At 37.6% G+C, this 25,797-nt stretch carries 18 protein-coding genes; 12 read left to right on the forward strand and 6 right to left on the reverse strand.

Annotation, left to right across the window (positions count from 1 at the left end; all coding sequences use genetic code 11):
• Positions 1-426: 426 nt before the first annotated feature.
• The 12 genes from A37Q_RS0107245 to A37Q_RS0107305 all read left to right on the forward strand — a co-directional run bounded on the left by A37Q_RS0107245 (position 427) and on the right by A37Q_RS0107305 (position 19,471).
• A complete protein-coding gene (locus A37Q_RS0107245; RefSeq protein WP_154648643.1) occupies positions 427-909 on the forward strand; it encodes a hypothetical protein in 483 nt (160 codons plus the stop codon).
• Positions 910-975: 66 nt separating this feature from the next.
• Positions 976-1,689, forward strand: a complete 714-nt coding sequence (locus A37Q_RS0107250; protein ID WP_018299617.1) for a hypothetical protein — start codon at positions 976-978, stop codon at positions 1,687-1,689.
• A 612-nt stretch (positions 1,690-2,301) separates the two neighbouring features.
• Positions 2,302-2,883: a redoxin family protein gene (locus A37Q_RS0107260; RefSeq protein WP_018299619.1), complete on the forward strand. Its 582-nt coding sequence runs from the start codon at positions 2,302-2,304 to the stop codon at positions 2,881-2,883.
• Positions 2,867-3,586 (forward strand): GNAT family N-acetyltransferase, encoded by a 720-nt coding sequence (locus tag A37Q_RS0107265; RefSeq protein WP_018299620.1) that lies wholly within the window; start codon positions 2,867-2,869, stop codon positions 3,584-3,586. The genes A37Q_RS0107260 and A37Q_RS0107265 overlap by 17 nt, the downstream gene beginning before the upstream one ends.
• A gap of 2 nt (positions 3,587-3,588) precedes the next feature.
• Entirely contained in the window at positions 3,589-4,959 is a 1,371-nt protein-coding gene (locus tag A37Q_RS16110; protein WP_018299621.1) for an APC family permease, read from the forward strand.
• A 469-nt stretch (positions 4,960-5,428) separates the two neighbouring features.
• The gene (locus A37Q_RS0107275; protein WP_154648644.1) at positions 5,429-7,312 is read left to right on the forward strand and encodes a hypothetical protein; all 1,884 of its coding nucleotides are present in this window, start codon (positions 5,429-5,431) and stop codon (positions 7,310-7,312) included.
• Between the two features lie 10 nt (positions 7,313-7,322).
• Positions 7,323-9,146: a hypothetical protein gene (locus A37Q_RS0107280; RefSeq protein WP_018299623.1), complete on the forward strand. Its 1,824-nt coding sequence runs from the start codon at positions 7,323-7,325 to the stop codon at positions 9,144-9,146.
• A 32-nt stretch (positions 9,147-9,178) separates the two neighbouring features.
• Entirely contained in the window at positions 9,179-12,187 is a 3,009-nt protein-coding gene (locus tag A37Q_RS0107285; RefSeq protein ID WP_018299624.1) for a hypothetical protein, read from the forward strand.
• Positions 12,188-12,321: 134 nt separating this feature from the next.
• Positions 12,322-14,409, forward strand: coding sequence for an RHS repeat domain-containing protein (locus tag A37Q_RS0107290; RefSeq protein ID WP_018299625.1), 2,088 nt, complete (start codon positions 12,322-12,324; stop codon positions 14,407-14,409).
• A 53-nt stretch (positions 14,410-14,462) separates the two neighbouring features.
• Positions 14,463-16,550, forward strand: a complete 2,088-nt coding sequence (locus A37Q_RS0107295) for an RHS repeat domain-containing protein (protein ID WP_018299626.1) — start codon at positions 14,463-14,465, stop codon at positions 16,548-16,550.
• Between the two features lie 51 nt (positions 16,551-16,601).
• Positions 16,602-18,713: an RHS repeat domain-containing protein gene (locus A37Q_RS0107300; protein ID WP_018299627.1), complete on the forward strand. Its 2,112-nt coding sequence runs from the start codon at positions 16,602-16,604 to the stop codon at positions 18,711-18,713.
• A 119-nt stretch (positions 18,714-18,832) separates the two neighbouring features.
• Positions 18,833-19,471, forward strand: coding sequence for a hypothetical protein (locus A37Q_RS0107305; RefSeq protein ID WP_018299628.1), 639 nt, complete (start codon positions 18,833-18,835; stop codon positions 19,469-19,471).
• A gap of 69 nt (positions 19,472-19,540) precedes the next feature.
• Here the strand turns inward: A37Q_RS0107305 and vapC are convergent, their stop codons facing one another.
• From vapC to hutG, 6 genes are all read right to left on the reverse strand, one after another.
• Positions 19,541-19,951 (reverse strand): type II toxin-antitoxin system tRNA(fMet)-specific endonuclease VapC, encoded by a 411-nt coding sequence (gene vapC, locus A37Q_RS0107310; RefSeq protein WP_018299629.1) that lies wholly within the window; start codon positions 19,949-19,951, stop codon positions 19,541-19,543.
• On the reverse strand, positions 19,948-20,175 hold the full coding sequence (locus tag A37Q_RS0107315) for an antitoxin (RefSeq protein WP_018299630.1): 228 nt from the start codon (positions 20,173-20,175) through the stop codon (positions 19,948-19,950). The genes vapC and A37Q_RS0107315 overlap by 4 nt, the downstream gene beginning before the upstream one ends.
• 155 nt (positions 20,176-20,330) lie before the next feature.
• The gene (gene hutI, locus A37Q_RS0107320; protein ID WP_018299631.1) at positions 20,331-21,542 is read right to left on the reverse strand and encodes an imidazolonepropionase; all 1,212 of its coding nucleotides are present in this window, start codon (positions 21,540-21,542) and stop codon (positions 20,331-20,333) included.
• Between the two features lie 5 nt (positions 21,543-21,547).
• The gene (gene hutH, locus A37Q_RS0107325; protein ID WP_018299632.1) at positions 21,548-23,113 is read right to left on the reverse strand and encodes a histidine ammonia-lyase; all 1,566 of its coding nucleotides are present in this window, start codon (positions 23,111-23,113) and stop codon (positions 21,548-21,550) included.
• Complete coding sequence (gene hutU, locus A37Q_RS0107330) at positions 23,110-24,798, reverse strand: urocanate hydratase (RefSeq protein ID WP_018299633.1); 1,689 nt, start codon at positions 24,796-24,798, stop codon at positions 23,110-23,112. The genes hutH and hutU overlap by 4 nt, the downstream gene beginning before the upstream one ends.
• A 21-nt stretch (positions 24,799-24,819) precedes the next feature.
• Complete coding sequence (gene hutG, locus A37Q_RS14905) at positions 24,820-25,773, reverse strand: formimidoylglutamase (protein WP_018299634.1); 954 nt, start codon at positions 25,771-25,773, stop codon at positions 24,820-24,822.
• Positions 25,774-25,797 lie beyond the last annotated feature (24 nt).

Genomic DNA, 25,797 nt, shown 5'->3' on the forward strand with positions numbered 1-25,797 from the left:
TAATGCAATCTCAGCGGGAATGGGAATGAATCTTAAGCATGTGATGAGGTTATTGACACCTGTTTAGACATACCTGACACAGATTAAATGAGTCACTCTGGTAGATGGGTTGGGTATTTGTGTCCTGCATGTCACTGTTTGATTTATTTTTATCCAGAAGAAGCTGGCTCAACTCAATTAGGGCATATCTTTGAGTTTTGAAATAAAGTTCAGTGAACAATAAACACACAAAAACAATGTGAAAAGCTACTTTTTCAGGGGCGACTAACTAACTTTGGACTGGCATCAAATGCAGACTCTCCACAAGAAAAAGCAGACAAAGAGTTGGTGGACAGTATTATTCACCAAAGGCATCAGCTACATGGTGGAAAGAGCGCTGCAGTGATGGAAAAGGGGAGTATTTTGAGTGTACAAAGATGGAGCCCTTTGTTAAATGATGCTTTAATCATGGCAGGATGTGCTCATGGCTGTGAGTTTCATGTGGCGCTGAATGAGGAAGAAAGTGACTGTATTCAAAATATTTGGTTAGAATATAGCGAAAGCAGTGTTAATAATATTCTATCAGATAATCAAGCAGTCTGGCTGAAGCTATTAACGCAACACAAAACGATGTTATGGAAAGGTGGCGTTCCACGCGTATTTACAAGAGAGCTACTTGGATTGCAGTGTTTTGGTTATGAGGCTAAATTTCATCCATTACAGCTATCTTTTTACCCGAAGTCAAGTAAGGTAAGTAATAGAGAAAAGATAAATTTTTCAGAATATATAATCCATTTAAGAAATTCAGGTATGAGTTTGCCTGATGAGGAAAAAATCATGATGCAAATATCTATATTTTTATTTGGGGAGAGCAACAAAAACCTGCTGAATTATTATTTTAGACAAAACCAATCATTACAAAGTGCATAGTAATTGGCATATCATATCTAAACTGTCTAGAATAGGATAGGTTTTCAGAAGATATGATAGGACGTGATGCAGGTTATTAATAAACCACTACTTCGAACTGCAGTTTTAAATACAAAAAGAGAAATACTCCTTATAGATGCGTATGGCGAAAATACGAGCGAGCATGATCCCTATAAACATTATGCAAAACATGTTTCTGAAGTCCCTTATGCAAATGCTTTAACACAAGATCAGTTGACTGTTATCGATGATTTAATCCTTAGTAAAAAAATTCAGTCGGTGAAAATCAACGGCATTATTACTTTAAATACAGGTAGAACCTATTATCGTGAAATTGATCGTAGAGCTATTGTGAATACCAATCAAGAGGTGATTGGATTACGTTTTAGTTCAAAAGTTGCGCCTGAAATACCGTATCTTCCCTTATTTTTTAAGCATGAGGCTATAGATGAGTATGCGCGTCAGATTGGTTTATCCTTATCACAGTTTAAAGTTTTAATGTATCGTGTATACTTTCCTAAAATGAGTGTAGATGATATTGCAAAACATGCTGAAATTAGCACCAATAGTGTATATCGTTATTCATCTTTGAGCAAAGAAATTCTTGATATACCGGGGTTTTCAGGAGCATATGTTGCAACGATATTAGATGATTTAGGTGTATTTGAAATATTTGCTGACTATCTGACTTCTTGTTATGTCAGGCAGGATGATTATGCTTTTTTACAAGAGAGTGACGCAGTGAATCTCCCCTTAAAACGATTGCTACGTGTATTCTAGTCACTCCATTATATAAACAAGTAAATTCTTTCATGAAGACTCTTTCTACCTGTAGATCCCAGCTTGGCATTTATTGGAGGGAGTCTAATTATTAATTTTTGATTTTTTTTAATATAGTCTTTATTGCTATTGCGCATCAAAATAAGCCTACGTTCGTTATCAAGAAGATTATCAGTTATGTATAGTGGGTGGTACTTTAGAGAAATTGCTAAACGAGAGATTGATAAAGTGGGTACATCAAAAAGCCTATCAAAGAGGGATTGGAAGCTTTTATTTTTTGCTAGTAGCCCAATACTACTTATTGCTACGAGCGTTGTCCTTGCCTGCTTTTTAGTTAGGTAATGTGAATTAAAAAATGTACTTAAGAGAATGAAAATAATGAAAAAATTAATAGCAGTATATATGACGGTACTAGTATTAGCGCTAAGAAGCACTGCGTTTGCATCTAATACTGATTATGTATCAAGCGCTACAACACATGCTTATAAACACAGCCTAGTACAAAGTTAAGTAGAAACAAAATATAAGTTGGTTAGGTTTTTCTATGGATATTATTTCTGCTGCATTGAGATACATGCTCTATAACTCGGAGAAATATGGAGGTAAAAGTCGATGAAACGATTATTAAAAGTATCAGTTATCATAGCGGGGATGGCCTCTTGTACTGCTGGAATGTCGTTAGATATTACTTCAGATGCAAACGGCACGGTAATGCTGCCAGATAGGCAGTTACACAAGGGTGAAAGAGCGCCTGTTGTAACTTTAGTCGACTCACGATATAAGCCAGTTACAATTGGTGGTGTAACAGGCAAGGTACAAATTATCTCAACAATTGAATCATTTAACACCTCTGTATGTGATCAGCAAAGCATGTTATTAAATGACATGGCTAAAGAGCTACCCGATGCAAGTGTTACCGTTGTGACAACCAATCAGCCTTTTATTGTGGATGCGTTTGAGAAAAAACATCCACTGCCAAATATTAAGGTATTATCTGCCTTTGATAATAAAGCCTTTGGGATGAAATATGGAGTACAGGTCGTAGGTGGAGAGCTCCGTGGCATTACCGCGCGATCAGTGTTCGTTGTTGCCCCAGATGGTGACATAGTTTACAAAGAAATCACAAGTAATATTGATCATATGCCCAATCTAAAAGCTGTATATAAAGCAGCAAAGAGTGCAATTAAACAATAAAAACCCCCAAGATATGTTAATAGAAGAAAAAAATAAAAACACAGTATATAGTGCAGGGTCTATAGCTTATGAAATCCTCTCATCTGAACGATTAGAAGAAACCATTCGTTTTGTGACAGAGCACTTTGTTGAGCATGAATATTTAACAAGAGAGTCAGGGCTTGATTATGCAAGTTTTGAGCGGTTTTCTCGCTTGTACTGTCAGGCATCTTTATGTCATCGGCTATCTATTATCGCTGTTGATACAGAGATTAATGAAGTCATTGGCTTTGCAATTAATGAAGACCCTAATTCTCCAATGGCTGTAGATGCAAGCATTTTTTATGATATTAGTGTGAACTTTCACCCATTTTTAGAAATGCTTACCGAGTTAAGTGCACGTTATTTAACAATTCCTTCTCAGGAAAAAATGAGTTTTCACCTGTATTTACTAGGTGTAAAACCTCAATATCAGGGAAAGGGTATTGGGAAGGCATTGGTCGAGCTCTCAGAGATAAGAGCACGTCAAAAAGGTTTTCGATATATTGTGATTGAAGCCACAAGTCCTCCAACTAAACCAATTTGTGAAAGGCTAAACTACACAAATTTAGGTCATGTATCTTATCGAGATTTCACTTTAGATGGTGAAAAGCCATATGAGCATATTATAGATTATGAAGGGCCGTATTTGTTTATTAAGGCATTTGATGATGTGGACTCTTAATAATGAGCAACTTTAATGTAGAAAAATTTGGTTACAAGCAAGAGCTATCAAGAAAACTAAACCTTTGGCAATTAACTGCTTTTGGCGTGAATTATATGATTCCCCTAGCGCCAGCGATTATTTTTGGTATGATAGCCTCTAGCTCAGGGGGCTCAGTTGCCTTACCCTATTTACTTGGTTTTTTAGCGATGTTATTAACTGCAAACGCGTATGTGTTTATGGTAAGAAAGTTTCCTTTATCTGGATCGGTCTATACCTATGTTGGCAAGAGCATGGGTAAAAAAATGGGCTTTCTTGCAGGTTGGATATTGCTATTAGATTATATTTTAATTCCAACAGTTACCTCAGTGAGTGCTGTTTTATATTTCCAAAACTATTTTCCAAATATTCCCTTTTCAGTGCTGCTTATTGGTTTTGCACTTGTTACGGGATTAATAAATCTATTTGGTGTAAAACTATTGGCAAATTTGGGCCTTGGGCTTTTGCTTGTAGGGGAAGTTGTTTTAGTTATAAGCTTTATCACATGGGGACATGCAGCCACCGTTAAGGCAGGCAGTTGGCATGGCTTGTTTAGCGCCTTACCATTTCATATTTCAAGTGTTAGTGCGTTATTTACAGCAACCTCTTTAGCGGTATTAAGTTATCTTGGCTTTGATGCTATTACGACGTTATCAGAGGAGGCGAAAAACCCGATCAGAGATATTCCTAGGGCAATTTTTCTCTCAATTTGTATTGGCGCATTAACGATGTTTCTTTGTGGTTATTTAGGTATTTTGGCGGCATCACATTTAAGCACTCATTTAGCTGATCCAACTTGGCAGAATACAGCACTTTTTTTCATTACTAAAGAGGCAGGTGGAAATATTGTATCGATTATATTTACCTCTGGCTTTATTCTGTCAATGTTTGTCTTTAATGTTGTAGCAACAACCGCTGGGTCAAGATTACTGTATGCAATGGGGCGAGATAATGTTTTACCAAAGGCAATATTTGGCCAGGTAAATAAACGCTTCAAAACACCACATTTTAATATTTTTATTATTATTGTGGTTGAGTGTGTGGTTGGACTGTTAGTGCCTTTAAATACCATTGGTGAGATGGTAAATTTTGGCGCACTTGTCGGCTTTATTCTACTAAATATTTCGGTTATCTACTTTAGTATGAAGGATATCCACAATATAAAGACTAGATTAATAGGTCTTTGGCTGAAGCAATTTATATTGCCTATATGTGCAGTATGTATCCTTGCAAGTATTTTGTTTTCGATGAGTAGCATTTCGTTAATGGTCGGGTTAAGTTGGCTTGTTATGGGAGTTATTTATTATTATCAACGTGCCATTAGCTCAAAAAATGCAAATTTAAGTTTCAAGTAATTAATTATGCCATGAGTGTAACGCTCATAGTTTCCTACTATCCCTATGTATTACACAAGAAAAGGACTTGCTCTGACATCTGGTCTGCCGCTGTTGTCTATGATTGCTTATCAGTATTAAAGCATATAAAAATAACATACACTATTTTCATGTTATTTCCTCTGAATAATTCATTTTAAATGCTATAGAAAAAGTTTTTTTTCCTATATTACTTTATTTTGATTCATGGCGTATATTTTACTTAGATGTCTAGCGACATTTATTTATGGGAAGAGGGTAAGTAATTTTATCAATTAAATATTTTAACGAGCCGGTTACACATGTGGGGTGTGTCTAATGTTGTACCCTTGGTTCATTAAGGGTGCAACATTAGATGGGCGGGCTCAGTTGCTAGATTGATTTTATTATCTTTTTCTATATTGAAGTCAATGTTTATACGCTTGGCTAATGATTATCAAATGGGGATGAAATGATGAGAAAGGGTTATTTATATTTAATCAGTGCAGCTATGTTTTTTTCGTATAATGCTGGGAACTCTGCAGCTAGATCAGCAAGTGCAGATCCATATTTATGCATTAATAATTTTTCGTCAGTTCCAGTAGGGACTAAAGCATATCTCGGCACCAGAAAAAGAGATGATTATAAGGTAAGTGATTTAAATGACAAGCCTTATATAGAAGTCACTGAAGCGCTTAGTCAAAGCTCGGGTATTTACTGTATGTCGAGCAAAATTGCAGATGTATATATTGATAAAAATGCAGGGAGTGGTGATATTTATGTGAGGTTTTTGACTCAAACCGGCTGGTATTCAAAGATGTTATCATCTGCTGTGTTTCTTGATGGTGACTATAAATTTTCAGAGGCAGATGTTCAGCGGTTTGATGGTGTGAAAGATGGCGAGACTTCACTTTTATGCATCTCTAGGCATGGATGGGGTCAATGTCTTCATGGTAAAATTAGTGATTATGGGACAGCATTAGATTATACCTATAACCTTGGGGCTGATTACAGTAAATATCAAACACTAGATAACCCGACATTAAAGATTAATCTGGATAAAAACAATTTAGCCATTAATGGTAGTAATGTTAAGCTGAGAGTGACCCTGTTAGGGTCAAGTGCAGATGCTGATACGGATATAACACCTCATATTTATTATCAAGAGTCGGGTGAAGCCAAAAATGGTGTTGTTCTCGATCCTAGCAGCTTTTATCAGCTCTATGGTGATATTCCATTACATCTGAAACAATCAGACTTGAAGCTTGTGATATCCATTTTCTATCAAGGGCTTGATCCAAATATAACGGATAAAAAGATTGCCTATCTTGTGTTGGAGAAAAATGATGAGGGTTCTGAGAATGCTAAACAGTCACACTATAGCATTATTGAAAGTGACGCACGCTTTGGCTGGAAACTGGAAACAGTGGATGGCAATACACAAAAATTAGTTGCGCCAGATACAGCATCTCAATTACAAGGGGATTATACAGGAGATTTGGCTGTTAGCAGCAATAGTGATGCGCTAACAGCTAAGGATAATATTGCTTATGCTGGCGATGCTATTAACTATACCTTTAGATATCCAGTTGGTTCCACGCTTTCAGGCGTGAGTATTGAAAATGGTATGCAGGCGTTTTCGCATTTTATTTGGGCGAGTGGCGATCCTGATGTATACCCCTTTATTCAGTATGAGTGGGGGTTTCCTGATAATCTTGATGCAGATGTCTTTTATCGATATGACAGTGTAAATAGTGAGGCTTTGCCAGGGGTTTCCAAGCATAGTGATGACTTTGAAATGACCCATACTTACTATTCATACGGCTATATTGATTCGAATAATGGTGTTGTTGATAATAACTCAGCTGAAGATATACAGTATTATCCAATAAGCTTTAATGTCATCAATAAGAAGTTATTTGATTACTCTCAAGCAAGCTTAAAGCCTTACTTATCTTATATAAATGCCTCAGGGAATTTGCAAAGCTATCACTATAGCTATGGGCTTAATTTTACTGAAGGACTTACTCTGTCGACTAAAGAAGCACAGTGTCATATTAATGCAGAAACGGGGAAAGTATCTTGCATTTTGATGTTTGCTTTAGATGACTATATGACGGACTTTAAACTTGTTGATTTATCTATCAGTGCCGGCATGTATGGGTTTGCAAAACCAGAGTCAGGGACTTTGGAAGTAACGCAGGTAGCGCGAGATGCTTATGAGCTTAGCTATGATACATTCGGTGGCTATCACTATGAATCGGGTGCTGGGAAAATGAAGATAACTGGCGTGGTGATGGATGACTTTGGTGTAAAGCATTCGTTTGATATTTCACCAAGTGTAACCAAAGGTTAAGGAGGGAGGTATGAAAAAAGCATTAACAAAAAATAATTATATTGCTTATGGAAAGCTGGGTATCGGGTTAGCAAAGCGAGTTTCATGCATAGTAGCGGCATCCATTTTATTTAATGGTGCGTATTCTTCAGAAATCTCACTCTCTGGTAGTAATTTGTGTTATTTATTTCCAGATCCATCAAATGATAATGTGATTATCGATGCAACTCCAGATAAAAATGTTTTTCATTTTTATGAAAGGTATCCGACTACTACACATTGCTTTAATCCAGAGAAATTATACCTTAAGTTATACCCTGATTTAAGGGTTACTTTTGATGTATGGGGAACCCAGCAGTATGGTCAAAGAACGGAGGACTACCATAGTGATGATGTGCAAAATATTCGCTCAAGCTATGTTGAGCTGACAGGAAAAACTCTTTCAGATGGAGAAACCTCAATTTCCACTATTAAATATCAGGATAGTAGTAATGTGCTTAATAACAATCCACTGCGTGTAGAATTAATCTTTACAGACTTGCAAGGAAAAAAATTATTTTCAACTATTTATAATATTGATTCTGCTGGCATCTCTGGTGGACAGTATGGGGCATATACGATTTTAAGCCCGAGTTCATTTAAGAATTATACAAAGAACTTTTACAACAAAATTGTTGATTTTATAGAGAAAGATAAAAACTCGTATGATTACACTGCCGGTAAGCTAATAGTCAACATCTATAACCCACAAATGTTCAGCTCAGAAAGCCAATACTATGAAGCACCTGAAAATAAAGTGGCTTATTTTGTATTTGATGCCGAACTAAATATGGATTTGCAGATGAGCTATAGTCTAGTAGAGCAGGATTCTCGTTTTGGCGCATTGTTAGAATCAAATAGTAATAATGCTTGGACACTAAGTTTGCCGCAAAGTAAAGCGATGCTGGATAATGGTGTTTTTTTACTTTGTGATTACATTTCTTGCTCTGCTGCAGGGGATGAAATTGATACAACAGGTTCGATCAAACTATCAACTGAGCAGACAAATAATCAAATATACAGCAACCTAACAAGTGCCGTTTCTGTCACTGTAACAACAGATACCTTGCAAAAAATTGAGGATATATGCTCAAGTGATGGCTTGGCTGCATGTATGGAGCTATATAAACAATTCTTCCATACCTTTAACTACATGGATGCAAAAAATGATTATTTAGTGTGGGGTTATCCTGATGGAAAATACCCAGAGCACTTATATTACACATACAGTCAATCTCTGTATAAAGATCAGTTAAATAATCAGGTTTTATCCTATATAGATGTTCGCTCACCTTATTTAAAAAATATTGAAATGGCAATTTTCCCACGATTTAGTCAAAATAAACAGACTCAGGAAGATCTTGATGGTAATTTCTTCACCCCTCCTGAAACGGTCAATACGGTTTTAGTTTCAGCGCCTCAAGCGATCCAGAACACACCCTTGAGCTTTGACTATTTAGATTACGACTTAACCCAATTTTTAAGCTACCACAATACACCTATTGGTATGTCAGGCGACACATTAACATTAGATTTTTCGCCAACCAATTCTATTCAAAGTTATTCAATAGAAAAGGTGTTATATCTGAATGTATTTTACTCTGAATATGGCAATGTAATTGGGGTTGATCAACTGGAACTAAGTTCAGAAGATAACTCTGTATTAACTATATATACCTATGGTTTGAGAAGGGATACCAGTGTTGAGGGGGATATTGACATTTCTGGTGCTTTAGAAGATGAAAATGGAAATGTGCATACCTTTTATTATCACCGATTAAACCCTGAATTGAATGATTATCGAATCAATATGTAAAAAGAAAAAATTTAAGAGAAGGAGAAAGAAAGATGTTGAACTCAAAAACGATGATGAAACCTTTGGTGTTATCGATGATGTTGGCTTGCAGTGCTCAATCGCTGTATGCATCTAATTATTATTCAAATGCCTATAATACACGCTCGAGCGAGCAAAGCTATGTTGATGAAAAAACGGGGGCTTATCAGTTTCAACTACCTGTTGGCTATATGACAACAAATAAAGGGCTTAGAGATGGCTTTCAGCTGAATTTAATCTATGTACAAAACTCATCAGCTGATATGTTTGGCTTGGGTGCGGGTTGGCAGCTGAATATAACGCATTATGATGAAACGACTAACATGTTGTATTTGTCATCTGGCGCGGCATATTTTTTAAACTCTGACGATACCCTGCAGTATTATAAATTAAAAGATTTAAAAGTTGAGCGTGATGAAAATCGTAATATTATTCTAGTATATGCTAGTGGTGCTAAAGAGTATTTAGATAAAGATGGATGGTTGTATAAATTACAAGATATTTACGGTGATGAGATCACATATCACTATAACAAATCGGGTAATCAGGCATTATATGATGAGATTAGTGACACAGATGGGCATAAACTTACAATTAACTATCAAAATGCCAGTGTTAGTATTTCCTCTCAAAGTGATGGCAGCGCTAAAGAGGCAGTTTATACGCTAAATTTAGGTGCGAATGGTATTAATAAAGTTTATCTTCCTGAAGAGAGTAATCCAATTGCTATTGCCTACGAAGAGAAAGATGGCGTAAGTTTAATTCAAAATATTAGCTATCCACAAGGAAAAACAGAAGCACTAAGCTATCAAAAAGTTACTGTAGATAGCGCATATGTTTATGGGGTTGATACATGGACGGTTTCTACTCAAGATAATTCAAAGCCAGTTGTCTATCAATACGATCTTGATGCCCAAGATGGTCATAACTTTTTTGGTAGTGGTTTATCAATAAATGTTGTTAGTAATAAAGATCCGCTGTTAGAGACACAGCAAGACTATAAATATACGGTAAAACTTACCACACCTGATACAGTTGTTACAGATACCTATAACAAGTTTCACTTGCTTGTTAAATCAGAGGTTGAGGATAAATTGACAGGTAGACTCGCATCGATCACGGAGTACTGTTATCCACTTGCAGCAAATGGAGGCAATATTTGTGGTTTAGAAAAGATGAATATGAATTTTGCTGATGTCGTAGCCTATTATGATCAACCAACCAAAATTACCACTTATTCCTATAGTTTGTTCAAAGATAGCAGCCAAACGCCACTGATACAAACACAAACCATGAACTATGATGATGAGGCAAATTTGACCTATCAGCAAGATATAACAGGAATGACGACTCATAATTTATATCAAACAGATTCCAGAGGGTTTAAGACCTTATTAACTGACTCAACCATCACAGGCACAGATGGTAATACTAGTATTGCAACAACAAACACCTATGAAGAGGCTACGGCTAAAGATAATCAAAAGGTTGATCTTTTAGCTACATCTATGCAACGCTTTACTGATGCAAGTGGCAATGAGGGTGTGCCTGATAGATTTATGGACTACAGTTATTATGATGATGCTGTGACATTCCCATACGCATTTGCTCAAATAAGTAAAAGTGCACTTGTTGGCGCTAATGGAAAACAATATGACATTACATATGATTATCAGGTTGATCAACCGCTCACTATTAAAACCGAAAGTGGCGTTTCTTATACTTTTGATACCTATATAACTACTGCGACACAGTCTGGAACAGGACTTAAAAAAACAGACTATTATAGCAAATACACAGGTAATTTAGTGTTATCAGAATCACAAGGAGTGAAAACGGCATATTTATATGATAATCAAAATAGAGTGATTACGAAGATAGATAACTACGATTCATCTAACCCGCTAGAAACGCATTACACCTATAATACCTTGAATGGTACTCAAGAGATGATAACCGAGTATCCTACTGGCGCTAAAGAGAAAGTGCTGAGCGATGGTGCTGGCCGTGAAATAGAAAGCTATATTACAAGTAGTGTTACAAATACTTTAGTGAAGCTAAGTGCAACTGAGTATGGTGATAATGGGCAAGCATCACAAAAGACAGTTTATTTACCTGAAGGAGAGCTTAAAACCTATTATCAATATCTGGATGATGGTAGAACAATGATAGCTACATCAACAAATGGAATTACAAATGTCTCCGCCTATGATCCTGTATATAACACAAGTATTAGTTTTTCTTTGTATGCAATTGCCTCTATGCAAAGTAGTTTAACCAATCCATTTTGTAGAATAGGAGATCAAGGTTACTCATGTCATATTGACAGTATACAGGTTCAGAAATTTGATGATGCAAATAGAGTTATTGCAGAGTATACATTGCCCTTTGTGAGCAAAAACTTTAATGATGCAATTCTAAAGCCTGCAAATGATACAATGGCGCTTGATGAGAGTGATATGTTTTTATCATGGTATGGCGCAGATTTAAGTGGTAGTGTTGATGAAATTAAAGGCGCTCTACTTTTTAACCCAGAGCTTCCATTGGCGCTTATTTTTGAGTTTGTAAATAAAGCTATTAGTGGAACTTGTGTGAATGCAACTGGCGGTACTTGCTACTATACAAACACTCAATACGGCTATGATGCACTTAATAGACAAAATACCGTCACTGACACAGACGGTAATAAGACACAAGTTAACTATGATCAGTTTAATCAAGAAATTGAAACAGTGCTTCCCAATGGAAACATCATTAAAAAAGACTTTGGCTTATTGAATAATGTTGAAACTATTGCGCTATCAACGCCAAGTAAAACATATCACCTTGGTACACTTGAATATGATGATGGAGGCAGAGTCTCTAAGCAGTTAGATCCATTAGGTATTGCACTTTACAGTTATAGCTACAATAATAATGGTTTACAAGATAGTGTCACTACAGCGCGTGGTGATACGATCAGCTATAGTTATAATGACCTTAATTTACCGACAGATGTTACTGTTGATGAGCCAAGCGCTTGACGCTATATCCTTTGATATTATCTCAGAAAAAAGTAGAAACAATCTAGAGGCTTATAGTGCCCATTCTAATAAAAAGTAGAAGCCATTTTTTTGAGGTAAATCATTCAACTACTTTGTGAATTAAGGTGAAGAATATGAATGTTAAAAAAACGCTGTCGCTTATCACATCAGCTTGTTTGTGTGTGTCTAGCTTGTATGCTGGTGTGTATGATGCACACTATCAATATGATGATGTCAATAGATTAAATAATCATGCGAATGAAACGCAAAGTGCAGTTTATAGCTATACACTGCAAGGGAAGACAGCTACAGCTGAGTTTACAATTGACGGTAAAAATTACCCTATTACATATCAGTACGATGCTTTACAGCGCTTAACAGGATTGGTTGATGCTGAGGGTAATACTGCCGCGTTTTACTATGACTTACAAGGAAGGCTCTATAAAGCCAATTATAATGGGATTACGATTGTTGAAAACCATTATAATACAAAGGGGCAGTTGACTTCTCGGGACTACCCTCAATCGAGTCTTCAGGAAAAATATGGTTATGATGCACTGGGTCGTGTAAACGCCCAAAGCGTGTATTCATCAACTGAAAATAAGATGATTATGAGGTTGGCATATCAATACAATAAACTAAATAGTATCGTCAAAATCATCCGTAAAAGTGATGTGAGCCTCACCTCGCAACTAGAAGAGTTATACGCTTATGATGATATGAATCGTCTAATCAATTATACATGTAGTGGTGCGGGGTGCCCACAGGTTTTTGACGGTGTTATTTCAGGACAAAGTTATGAGTATAATGATATGGGGAGCATTAAAACCCTTACCACTTCATATCAAAGCTCTATTGCACCGACGACAGTCAGTTATCAGTATGATGTGAATTATCCAGATAGACTCAAGCGTTATACTGATAATTTGGGTATTCATACACTTCTCTATGATGCATCTGGCAATATGATAACTGATCAAGCCGGTAATACATTAAGTTATACACCACTTGGCCAATTAAAAACCTTAACAAATGAGAACGCTCAAAGCACTCAGTATTTATATAATGCTTTGGGTGAGTTAAGTGTTGTTAATACAGGTTCAGAAAAACAAAAATTAATTTATAGTGACTTAGGCCTACTCCACTCAGATAAGGACGGTGAGCTCAGCTCTTATATTTATGATGGATATTCTCAAATTGCAAATAAAACAAGTGATGGAGATATTCGTTATAGCTTTGATGACATAATGGCAAATATACTGTCAGTTGTGTCAGAAGACAGTAGGCTTTTGGCAATGTTTTCCTATACACCATATGGTGAAAAAACGCTACTTTCAGGTGATGAAACAGCAAATGCAAATATAGGTTTTCATGGTGAGTTTACTGATGAGAGTAGCTCTTTACAACCATTAGGCAGAGGAACCAGAATATATAACCCCAAACTCGGTGCCTTTCAAAGACCTGATACGCTTTCACCATTTTTGGAAGGCGGAATTAATGGCTATGCTTTTGCAAATGGGAACCCTGTAATGTTTGCTGATCCTTCTGGGCACGTTGCCATCAGCGATATGACAGAAAATGGCAATACACGAGAATATATTAAAAAGACTAGAGAACAAGAAAAAATTATGGCCACAAGTGGTATTGCTCAAACTTCTACTATGGTCGCTATGTCAGTTCTATTTGGAGCAACAACTTTGGCAAGTGCTGGAGTTGGGTTGGTAACAGGTTTGGTAGCAAGTGCTGGAATTGCAGGAAGTGCAGTACTTGGTGGCGTATTAATTGCAGATGATGTCAAGGCGTTTAAAGGTGATGCACGGTCTTTAAGCAATGATCAATACAACAGTATGAGTATTTTATTAAATTTTGTATCAACCTTACCAGATATGGCAGCTAATATTGGGCTTACGCTTGCAGGAAAAAAGGGAGCGAAGGAGCTGACGGAGAGGGCTACTTCTAAAATGGCGGATAATGCTATGGATGCAAAAGGGATGACTTCTCTTACTTCTGGCGTTGGTCACTCATTTCACATTGCTGATTCTCGAGTCCCAGTTTCAAAAGCAAGTATTATAAAGACAGAGCTAATAACTAAGACAAAATCAGGCATAAATGGTATTAAAGGAGCACCTAAAAGTTTCTCGAATGCTGTAGCAAGTAGAGCATCGTCTGTTCGAACAAGTTTTGAAAGTTTTTTGAAAGAGTATAGTACGCTTCTAGATTAACTGTTTTAGAAGTAAATATACGGCTTTATATTAATAATTTTTTGGGGAGAGTAATGAATATTACAAAAAAGTTAAGTGTTTTATTGTTAAGTAGTTGTTTGTTCAATGTGGCACTGGCAACAGAAAGTATTAACTATAGTTACAGTGAATATAATCAATTAAAAGCGGTCGATAATGGGATATCGAAGCTTGAGTATGGCTATTTGTCGACAGGGCAGGTGTCAGAGTCAAATACGATTTTTTATTTAACCAGCACACAAAGTGGCTTTAATTATGTATATGATGATATCAATCGTTTGGTATTGATTGAGGGTTCTGACGGCAATCAAAGTCATTTTATTTATGATGCGTTAGGTCATTTGGTATTAGTACAGTATCAAAGCGCCCAAAATGCTTCATTACAAGATGTAGTATCGCTTAAGTATAACCAAAAAAGTCAGTTAACTGAGCGACTTTCTTATTTATCGAATACAACAGAGATATTTTTGTATGATGGAATGGGGCGTTTGTCAGGACAATTGGTATATCAGGGTGTAGATGGACAGAGAAATGTGCTTTTGTCATCTTTGAGTTATCACTATGATGCTTTAGGCCATATTGTTAAGAAAGTTCGAGTGAATGATAAAGGCGACAGTGCAACTGAAAGCTATGTTTATGATCAGATGAACCAGTTAAGTGAATATAGCTGTTCGGGGGAACTTTGCTCTGAAGATGATAAAGGGAATAGCTTAGTATCAGAGAGCTATCACTATAACGATATGGGGAGCTTATTATCTGTAGAAAGTCATTATGCCAATGGGGGCTATAGCGAGATGGTCTATCAATATAATAATGATTATCCTGATCGTTTGGTGAGCTACAGTAAAGATAATACAACATACACTTTTAGCTATGATCAGATGGGTAATATGGTGATAGATGATCAAGGGAGCGAGATTCATTACAATGGCTTTGGCCGTATTGATCAGGTGATTCAAGGTGCTGAGATAAGTGATTATTATTACAATGGATTGAATGAACTTGTAAGTGTGAAAAATAACAACCACTATGAGCAGTATCTCTATAGCCAACTGGGATTAATGGGGGTTGATTCAATTGATAGCACAAATAATGAGATAACGAGTACACAACGTTATCTTTATGCCGGTAGTGGTAAGGTTGGGGTGTTTAATCAATCAAAGGATAATCAAGCAAGTTATCAGGGCTATATAAAAGACTATGCTGGTAGCATACTGGCTTTAGTTGAAAGAACAGATGAAGCGGTAAGTGATATTGTTCAAAGTTATCGTTATACGCCGTATGGGGAGATCACAAAGACACACACTGAGACAAATCAAGCAAATAGATTAGGTTACAATGGAGAGCTCACTGATAACGCAACAAGCTGGCAGTTATTAGGTAAGGGCACAAGGGCATATAACCCAAGGATCAGGCAATTTACAAGCCAAGATACATGGAGTCCATTTGGGAAAGGAGGGATCAATAGGTATGCATATCTATCACAAGCGAATCCTGTTATGTATAGTGATCCAAGTGGGCATATGCTTAAAGCATTAAAAGCTAGATTCTCTAACCATAACAGTAATCAAAATACCCATGCTCAAAGGCTACAGTTAGAGGAACGTAGCATGTCAAAAAGCCTGTTTCACACTCAGAGCAGGCATAGCGACGTCAATATCGAGGAATATCAAAGGTATATAGAAAGAAGGGTGAATAGAACTAGAAATGTGGGTGTGAGGGATCCCGTTCAGGTATTCTCAGGTATTACATTTAGAGTGGATCAAAGAGAGCCAGAGCATATATTTGTACATGGTTTTAATCAAGATTATGAAGCTTATACAGGTGGAGAGTTTTTTGGGGACAGGTATGGTCGCACAAATTCAAGAGGAGTATCTACTTCAAGGCAATATACTATAGTTCGTCAGTTTGCTAATCAACGGAATATGAGAGCATGGACTTACGTCTTGGATTTAACAGAAGGGTTTCATGCTGTTGTTCACAACAACTCTATGGCGGAAATAAACTCAAATGGAATTTCGAGTGATAGAATTATGGGGGTTTTAGCAGGATCGATGTATTTTAAAAATCCAAACTATGACGGGACACAGAGACATCCTGATCATGAGGACTTATGGAATTAATTGGAAAGCCCTTGTTGTATCCATTGCAATTTAAATTTAATGGGAGAGAGCATGAATTTTAAGAAGAAATTAAGTGTTTTATTATTGAGTGGCTGTTTGTGCAATATCGCACTAGCAACAGAAAGCATCAATTATAGTTACAGTGAATATAATCAACTAAAGGTAGTTGATAATGGGGTATCAAAGCTTGAGTATAACTATTTGTCTACAGGACAGGTGTCGGATGCAAAGACTAGCTTTCATTTAACCAGCACACAAAATGGCTTTGATTATACATATGATGATATTAATCGTTTGGTGTTGATTGAGGATAGTAAAGCTAATCAAAGTCATTTTGTTTATGACGCCTTAGGGCATTTGGTATTAGTTCAGTATCAAAGTGCTAAAGATGGTTTGTTAGAAGATGCAGTATCACTTAAGTATAACCAAAAAAGTCAGTTAACTGAGCGACTTTCTTATTTATCGAATACAACAGAGATATTTTTGTATGATGGAATGGGGCGTTTGTCAGGACAATTGGTATATCAGGGTGTAGATGGACAGAGAAATGTGCTTTTGTCATCTTTGAGTTATCACTATGATGCTTTAGGCCATATTGTTAAGAAAGTTCGAGTGAATGATAAAGGCGACAGTGCAACTGAAAGCTATGTTTATGATCAGATGAACCAGTTAAGTGAATATAGCTGTTCGGGGGAACTTTGCTCTGAAGATGATAAAGGGAATAGCTTAGTATCAGAGAGATATCACTATAACGATATGGGGAGCTTATTATCTGTAGAGAGTCATTATGCCAATGGGGGTTATAGCGAGATGACCTATCAGTATAATAATGATTATCCTGATCGCTTGGTGAGCTACAGTAAAGATAATACAAGTTACAGCTTTAGCTATGATCAGATGGGTAATATGGTGGTAGATGACCAGGGGAGTGAGATTCATTACAATGGCTTTGGCCGCATTGATCAGGTAATTCAACCAAACACAAACCAAAGCAGTAATTATTATTACAATGGACTGAATGAGCTTGTGAGTGTTAAGAGTAACAGCCACTATGAGCAGTATCTTTATAGTCAATTGGGATTAATGGGGGTTGATTCAATTGATAGCACAAATAATGAGATAACCAGTGCACAACATTATCTTTATGCTGGTAGTGATAAGATTGGGGTATTTAATCAATCCAAGGACAATCAAGACAGTTATCAGGGTTATATTAAAGATTATGCTGGTAGCATACTGGCTTTAGTCGAAAGAACAGATGAGGCTGTGAGTAATATTGTTCAAAGTTATCGTTATGCAGCCTATGGAGAGGTGACAAAGACACAAGTGGAAGCAAATAAACAAAAGAGTACATTAGGTTACAATGGAGAGCTTACTGATAACGCAACAAGCTGGCAGTTATTAGGAAGAGGAACAAGAGCTTATAATCCAAGGATCAGACAATTTACAAGCCAAGATACATTAAGTCCGTTTGGAAAAGGGGGAATCAATAGTTATTCGTATTTATCACAAGCAAATCCTGTTATGTATAGTGATCCAAGTGGGCATACACGACGAGTGCATTTAAGATATCCTGATACGCCTATCAGCAGACCATTAGCTATTGAATACAATACCCCAAGGTTAAGGGAGCATAGGACAATGAGTGAGGTAGGTACTCAAACGGCAAATGATAGGATGGGTCTTAGTGGCAGGAATCTCAGCCAAGAAGTACCTGAAGGAACATCTGGCAGAATACTTGAAAAGTCAATGTATTATAGTATTAAGGAGAGTAGCGATCACGTTGCTAGTCAGAGTATAGTGAGATCGGGATCATATAGCAGTATTCGTGAAAATGAACTAAATGCCAGTGGCGCCAATAGCCTATATTATAATGCGGAAACTGGCTTTATTTCTGGAATCGTAACAGAAGGCACGCAAACAGCACCTTTTATAGGAAAGTTTGTTACAGGTTTAGTTGATCCAAGAAGTTTCTCTCCCATAGGTAGGGCATGGACCGCGCATGTTTATACACAATTAGATAACCCTCAGTCTTCGGCTTTTCAAGCTGCAAAACGAATAAAAATTGCCCGTAGTATAATCATTATAGCCACTATGTTCTCAACAGGTGTTGCCTCTACGGTGATGACCAGTCTATTTTTAGCAGGCACTGTGGCAGTATAAATCTATTTGGAGCTGGCTCATAGAGATCAATATCAATTTTAGAAAAAAATCTATATTCCATTTTATCTTCCAATATATAAATCTAAATACTTGGGAAATAAGCTTATGGAGGTGAGTTTGTGAGTGAGATAGCAGATAACATTAAAACATTTAGATTTATCAATAATCAAACACACCTTTGTACTGTTATAAATGACATGCATCACCGTACTATTTATGCGGATGCTATGTTTCTTGATGTTATGAATATTACGATGGAAGCATTACGGTACCTGCCTGCTAGTGCTTTGTGGAAGCAAAATGAAGTACAAAAACAAAAATGGCGATTATCAACAGAGATGATCATCAAAGGGGAGTTGAAAGAGGCGAAGCTTTCAGGCGTTTATAACTCAAGTGAAGTTAAATTTGCGTGGAAATGTAAGAAAATACCTGTATGTAATGATAAAGGGGAGAGAATTGCTGTGATAAGTCATATTCAATTGGGGAGCTTGAGTAGTATAGAGGATGTTGATTTTTCAAGTTTACAAGTTTCAATAGGAGCTGATAATTTGGGGATTAGCAAGATGGAGTTTAAGCTTTTATATTTAAAAGTATTTTACAAGCTAAGAGCTAGCGATATAGCAAAGCTATTAGGGGTCGGTTTAAATACGGTATATATGTATACCACGGCTTTAAGGGAGAAGTTGTATCTATCAGGGTTTAGAAATACAGAGGATTTGGCGCGTTTAGAAAGACTAGGATTTTTTGAGTATGTATAGGAGTATTTTGTCTATAAACAAGAATGAAAACTTGAGAATCAGTCTGATCAATTAACGTGATTTAAAGATTTATTGCTTTGTAACCCAATCAATAATAGTAAGACCGTCCACTTTGTTAAACGCTTTAGTGTTGTTTGTGACAAGTGGAATATTTAGCGATTTAGCATGTGCAGAAATTAACAAATCATTTGCACCAATCAAATTTCCTGTTGTTTCAAGAGATGATCTAATAAGCCCGTATTCATTAGCTGCATTTTGGTCAAACTCAATAATAGAAAGTGGGGCAACAAACCCTGCCAATGCTGATATATTCTGATTAACTCTTTTGCTTTTATAGGCACCATAGACTAATTCGGAATAAACGATAGAAGATATAGCGATTTCATTGAATTTATACTGTTTAAACCTTTCAAGTACAGCAGGAGGCTTTTCGTTAATGATGAAAATACAAATGTTAGTATCCAACATAAGCTTAATCATCTTATATCCTCTCTTTTTTGTAATGGCAAATCAATTCTTTTTTCAACCATGAAATTCTCAAACTCATCTAAACACTTAAAAACTTGTTCCCATGATTGAGAAACTTCTCGAACAATAAGAGCGTTACCAATTCTATTGATATCTACTTTGTCGGATTCCAATTTTAGTGATTTTGGTATTCTGATGGCTTGGCTATTCCCATTTTTAAAAACTGTTGAGATCATATATCATACTCCTTTAGATTCGGTATATATTTAATGGTATATACAATTGTTTGTGGATGTACATAGTAATATATACCTATAATCTCATTTTGGCATAATGGCTCACAAAATATTGCAAACTTTTCAAATAACGATTGCATGACAAAAATGCCATTTTATGGGTAAGGATCAGCTGATAATACTCCATTTAGTACGGTTGTTTCTCGATAATTATAAGTTGCATTGTAAATGATTTCATTATAGTGATGGCAGTTCCAAAGGATCATATCCGCTTTTTTTCCTACTTCAATGGAGCCGTGGGCTCTATCAATATCAAGTGCTTTAGCAGCGTTGATGGTGACCCCTTTGAAGGCATCATAAGGTGTGAGATTAAAAAAAGTGCAAGCCATATTCATCATAAGTGGCAGTGAAAGAAATGGCGAAGAGCCGGGATTGGCATCGGTTGCAATGGCAATGTCAACCCCTGTGGATAAGAGCGCTTCAACAGGCGGTTTTTTCGTCTCTTTTAGAAAATAATAGGCGCCGGGTAATAGGACGGCCACAGTGTTATGTGCCTTTAAAGTGGGAATATCCTCTTCAGATAAATACTCCAAATGATCTACCGAATAGGCATTCATGCTTGCTGCCAATGCTGCACCTTTTTGGTTGGATAATTGCTCAGCATGAAGCTTAAGTTTAAATCCAAGTGCTTGCGCACGCTGAAAGAGTCGTTGAATTTGATTTGCTGAAAAGCCAATTGTTTCACAAAATCCATCAACAAACTGACATAAGTTTAGCTCGGCTAATTTTGGCAGCATGTGATCAATAATATGATCAATATAAGCATCTTTTGATTGATATTCAGGAGGCAGTGCATGAGCTGCTAAAAAGCTTGGAATAATGTTCAGATCAAGTTGTGTATTTAGCGCTTTGGCAACCTTTAGCATTTTGATTTCAGTGTCAAAATCAAGCCCATAGCCTGATTTGATTTCACAGGTTGTTGTGCCAAATTGTTGCATTTGAGTCAGACGCTCTTTGGCGCTTGAAAAAAGCGCCTCAAAGCTTGCCTCTCTAGTTGCTTTCACTGTAGATAATATCCCGCCACCAGCATTGGCAATTTCCTGATAACTTTTTCCTTGAAGACGCATTTCAAATTCATGTGCGCGATTGCCGCCATAGATGATATGGGTGTGGCAATCGATAAGTCCAGGAGTAAGAAGCCGCCCTTGATGATCAAGAACTTTTCGTGCTTGTGGGAGCTTCTCTGTGCTTTGCATGATATCAATAATCACGCCATCATCAATAATCACATTGGCATGATTGATTATGCTGTCTTTATCATCAAAGCTGAGCACTTTTGCATTTTTAATAATAAGATCGTATATCATGAGATTTAAAGGTTGAAAAGTTGTGTTTGGACATCACTGTAGTAAGTTGTTTGCTGAATGATATCGCTTGCAGTTTCAATATCATAAGCAAAGTAGCGATCTTGATCATAAAAAGGCACTTTCTCGCGAATCATCTGATATTTTTGTTGTAAATAGCTTGAGGTTTTAAGCGGTGCACGTAGAGAAATTCCCTGACAGGCAGCTAAGGTTTCAATGGCTAAGATGGAAAGGACATTCTCAGCAATGTTACCCAGTTTCCGCGCTCCAAAGGTTGCCATGCTGACATGATCTTCTTGATTTGCTGAAGTTGGGAGGCTGTCAATGGAGGCAGGATGGGCAAGGGTTTTATTTTCGCTGGCTAAAGCCGAGGCGGTTACATGTACCAGCATAAAGCCTGAGTTAAGCCCTGCATCCTCAACCAAAAATGGTGGTAAACCACTTAGGTTTTTATCGATTAAAAGGGCAATTCTTCGCTCTGAAATAGCACCTATTTCGGCAAGTGAAATCGATAACATATCCGCGCTGATTGCCACTTTCTCAGCATGGAAATTTCCCCCTGAAATCACCTCTTTTGTCTCAGGAATAATAAGCGGGTTATCTGATACACCATTGGCCTCGTTTAATAAATTCTCTTTGGCGGACTCAATATGTTGCCAAATGGCACCCATTACCTGTGGTTGACAGCGAAGTGAGTATGGATCTTGCACCTTATTGCAGCAGCACTCATGTGAGGCAAGTAGTTCACTGTCTTTAAGAAGTGTGTTAATCACTTGTGAAAAGCGAGCTTGCCCCTGGCAGCGTTTAATCTTTGCAATTGTGGGATGAAATGGTTTAAGGCTGCCCAAAGTCGCATCAATGCTTAAACTGCCAGAAATGCTTGCAATGGCATAGCATTTCATCGCTTCTAAAAGGCCGATAATAGCAAGTGCCGTTGAAGCTTGTGTGCCATTTAAAAGTGCAAGGCCTTCTTTTTCTTTTAAAATCACAGGTTTTAAACCAGCCACAGCCAAAGCATCGATTGCTGGGCGTACTTGGTTTTGATAAAAAACCTCTCCCTCACCAATAAGTGCCATTGCCATATGGGCAAGTGGAGCAAGATCGCCCGATGCGCCAACCGAGCCTTTCTCTGGAATAAGGGGATAAATCTCGTGATTATAAAGTGCAATGAGCGCATCAAGTGTCTCTTGAGTGATGCCGGAATAACCCTGAGCTAAAGAGTTGATCTTTAATAGCATAATGAGCTTTACGCTTCTATTATTCATCTTGTCGCCAACACCTGTTGCATGTGAGAGCACAATGCGTCTTTGCAACTCTTTTAAATTGTCATAAGATATTTTCTTATTGGCCAAGAGTCCAAAACCGGTATTAATGCCATATACAGTCGTATCTGAAGCAACAATGTCATTTACAATATCACGTGATGATTGTATCTTTTCATAGCTTTTCTCATCAAGATAGATGCGAGCTTTATTGTCAATTAAAGCGCTGATGTCAGTTAAAGATAGCTCTCCCGGGGTGAGCAGGAAATCTTGTGTATTATATAAAGGTGTTTGAGTCGTTGCCGTGCTCATAGGGCGCTTTCCTTGATTTTCACTTCATCTTTTTCACCAGAGAGCATTGGGAGTTTGAGTCCCTTTTCTTCAGCACATTTTTTTGCAATATCGTAGCCGGCATCAGCATGGCGCATAACACCAGTTGCTGGATCATTCGTTAGAACACGCTTAAGGCGCCTTTCGGCCTCTTTGGTTCCATCGGCAACAATAACGACACCTGCATGTTGTGAAAAACCCATTCCTACGCCGCCACCATGGTGCAAACTCACCCAAGTGGCGCCACTGGCTGTATTTAAAAGGGCATTTAAAAGTGGCCAATCAGAGACAGCATCTGAGCCATCTTTCATGCTTTCAGTTTCCCTATTTGGGCTGGCAACAGATCCTGAGTCTAAATGATCCCGACCAATCACGACAGGTGCTTTTAACTCCCCATTTTTAACCATTTCATTAAAAGCAAGTCCAAGGCGCGCTCTATCGCCCAAGCCAACCCAACAAATTCTAGCTGGCAAGCCCTGAAATGAAATGCGCTCTTTTGCCATATCAAGCCAATTATGCAGGTGTTTATCATGAGGTATAAGCTCTTTAACCTTTTGATCAGTTTTATAAATATCCTCAGGATCTCCTGATAATGCTGCCCAACGAAAGGGCCCGATTCCTTGACAGAAAAGTGGGCGAATATAGGCTGGAACAAACCCTGGAAAGGCAAAGGCATCCGCACATCCTGCCTCAAGAGCCATTTGACGAATATTGTTACCATAATCAAACGTTGGAATGCCTTTATGGTGAAACTGAAGCATGGCATCAACATGCACTGCCATTGATGATTTGGCTTCGCTAATGACGCTGTTTGGGTCTTCTTTGCGCATTTGTTTGGCTTTTTCCAGTGTCCAACCAATTGGTAAATAGCCGTTTAATGGATCATGTGCGCTTGTTTGATCAGTCACGGCATCTGGGTGAATGCCACGATTTAACATCTCAGGTAATATTTCAGCTGCATTACCAAGAAGACCAACTGAAATGGCGCGCTTATTTTCAGTTGCCTCATTAATCAGCTCTATTGCCTCATCAAGAGAGGTTGCTTTATGATCTAAATAACGTGTTTTCAATCTAAAATCAATACGTGATTCATCACATTCAATGGCAAGGACTGAAGCGCCTGCTAATACGCCAGCAAGTGGCTGGGCGCCGCCCATGCCACCAAGGCCTGCGGTTAAAATCCATTTGCCTTCAAGGCTGCCGTTATAGTGCTGTCTGCCCATTTCGACAAAGGTTTCATAGGTGCCTTGTACAATGCCTTGTGAGCCAATATAAATCCAAGACCCTGCGGTCATTTGGCCATACATCATAAGTCCCTTCTTATCCAACTCATTAAAATGCTCCCAATTGGCCCAGTGCGGAACAAGGTTTGAATTAGCAATGAGCACACGAGGTGCATCTTTGTGTGTGGTGAAGATTCCAACGGGTTTGCCAGATTGAATAAGTAAGGTTTCATCTTCTTCCAAAGATTTTAAGCTATCAATGATTTTATCGAAGCATTCCCAGTTTCTAGCTGCCTTACCAATACCGCCATAAACAACAAGCTCCTCTGGATGCTCGGCAATGTTTGGGTCTAAATTATTCATCAGCATGCGCATAGGCGCCTCGCTAAGCCAAGATTTAGCTGAGATTTTATCTCCTTTTGGTGCGCTAATGTGTCGTGACATACCTTCCTCCTATCTATTTTGTTATGCGTGCAAATAAACTGCAATCAAGCTTGCAGCTAATTTGGCTGTCAGGTTGTTTTTATCTTTAAGTGGATTAAGCTCTACAATATCTAGCGCCATTGCAGGGTTGATTTCTTTTATTTTCTTCATACTTTGAATGACATATTCAGGGTAAATGCCAAGCGGCTGTTGGCTACTTACCCCAGGGGCAATTGAAGCATTGAACACATCAAGGCAAATACTCAAATATAAAGAGCTGTCCTTTTGTGAGCGTAAGCAAGTTTCAATATAATCAGTATTGCTGCTTGCAAGGTTAATTTCTTCTGCAAGCTGATAATTTACCCCATTGGCATCAGCAAAATCAAAAAGCGTGCGCGTATTGGCAAAATTTTGGATACCAAAGCAGTTGTATTCGAAGGGTTTATTTAATGACTTTAGATATTCACACGCTTGGTAGAAGGGGGTTCCTGAGCTTCCTTTATTATCAGTAGTCTGACGCAAATCAAAGTGGGCATCAAAGTTGTAGATGGTAGGAAAATATCCAGATTGGTATATTCCTTGCAGATGTCCCCAAGCAGTTTCATGTCCCCCGCCAATTACTATCGGAATTGCGCCAAGATCTAGAATTCTTTTAACGTACTCTGCAAGCGTTTTTTGTGCATCTTCTAAGTCTTGCTCCTGACAAATAACATCACCTGCATCAAATAACGCAAAGTTATTTAAGTGATAGGGTAAGTTGTAAAATGCCTCACGAAATGCTTTAGGCCCATTTTTAGCACCGATAATCCCTTGATTGCGCCTGACGCCTTCATCACAGCAAAAGCCAAGCATAGTATAAGTTGGCTTGCTACTCTCTGGAAGGGATAAGCAATGATCTAAATTAATGGGTTTAGCAAGATGATAAAAGTATAGAGCATCGCTGCTTTCTACTCGCTGGCGAAATTCCTTTGGTGTTGCCTCCAAAGCTAGATACATCAAATTTTCCCTCAAACAAACCCT

The sequence above is a fragment of the Fangia hongkongensis FSC776 = DSM 21703 genome, from assembly GCF_000379445.1.
GTDB lineage: Bacteria > Pseudomonadota > Gammaproteobacteria > Francisellales > Francisellaceae > Fangia > Fangia hongkongensis.

What these genes read in the sequence shown, in the direction of transcription:
- A37Q_RS16110 (WP_018299621.1), top strand. Translation starts at nt 3,589, where the DNA reads ATGAGCAACTTTAATGTAGAAAAATTTGGTTACAAGCAAGAGCTATCA.
- A37Q_RS0107285 (WP_018299624.1), top strand. Translation starts at nt 9,179, where the DNA reads ATGTTGAACTCAAAAACGATGATGAAACCTTTGGTGTTATCGATGATG.
- A37Q_RS0107275 (WP_154648644.1), top strand. Translation starts at nt 5,429, where the DNA reads ATGATGAGAAAGGGTTATTTATATTTAATCAGTGCAGCTATGTTTTTT.
- A37Q_RS0107300 (WP_018299627.1), top strand. Translation starts at nt 16,602, where the DNA reads ATGAATTTTAAGAAGAAATTAAGTGTTTTATTATTGAGTGGCTGTTTG.
- A37Q_RS0107280 (WP_018299623.1), top strand. Translation starts at nt 7,323, where the DNA reads ATGAAAAAAGCATTAACAAAAAATAATTATATTGCTTATGGAAAGCTG.
- A37Q_RS0107295 (WP_018299626.1), top strand. Translation starts at nt 14,463, where the DNA reads ATGAATATTACAAAAAAGTTAAGTGTTTTATTGTTAAGTAGTTGTTTG.
- hutU (WP_018299633.1), bottom strand. Translation starts at nt 24,798, where the DNA reads ATGTCACGACACATTAGCGCACCAAAAGGAGATAAAATCTCAGCTAAA.
- A37Q_RS0107315 (WP_018299630.1), bottom strand. Translation starts at nt 20,175, where the DNA reads ATGATCTCAACAGTTTTTAAAAATGGGAATAGCCAAGCCATCAGAATA.
- hutI (WP_018299631.1), bottom strand. Translation starts at nt 21,542, where the DNA reads ATGATATACGATCTTATTATTAAAAATGCAAAAGTGCTCAGCTTTGAT.
- A37Q_RS0107260 (WP_018299619.1), top strand. Translation starts at nt 2,302, where the DNA reads ATGAAACGATTATTAAAAGTATCAGTTATCATAGCGGGGATGGCCTCT.
- A37Q_RS0107250 (WP_018299617.1), top strand. Translation starts at nt 976, where the DNA reads ATGCAGGTTATTAATAAACCACTACTTCGAACTGCAGTTTTAAATACA.
- hutG (WP_018299634.1), bottom strand. Translation starts at nt 25,773, where the DNA reads ATGTATCTAGCTTTGGAGGCAACACCAAAGGAATTTCGCCAGCGAGTA.
- hutH (WP_018299632.1), bottom strand. Translation starts at nt 23,113, where the DNA reads ATGAGCACGGCAACGACTCAAACACCTTTATATAATACACAAGATTTC.
- vapC (WP_018299629.1), bottom strand. Translation starts at nt 19,951, where the DNA reads ATGATTAAGCTTATGTTGGATACTAACATTTGTATTTTCATCATTAAC.
- A37Q_RS0107290 (WP_018299625.1), top strand. Translation starts at nt 12,322, where the DNA reads ATGAATGTTAAAAAAACGCTGTCGCTTATCACATCAGCTTGTTTGTGT.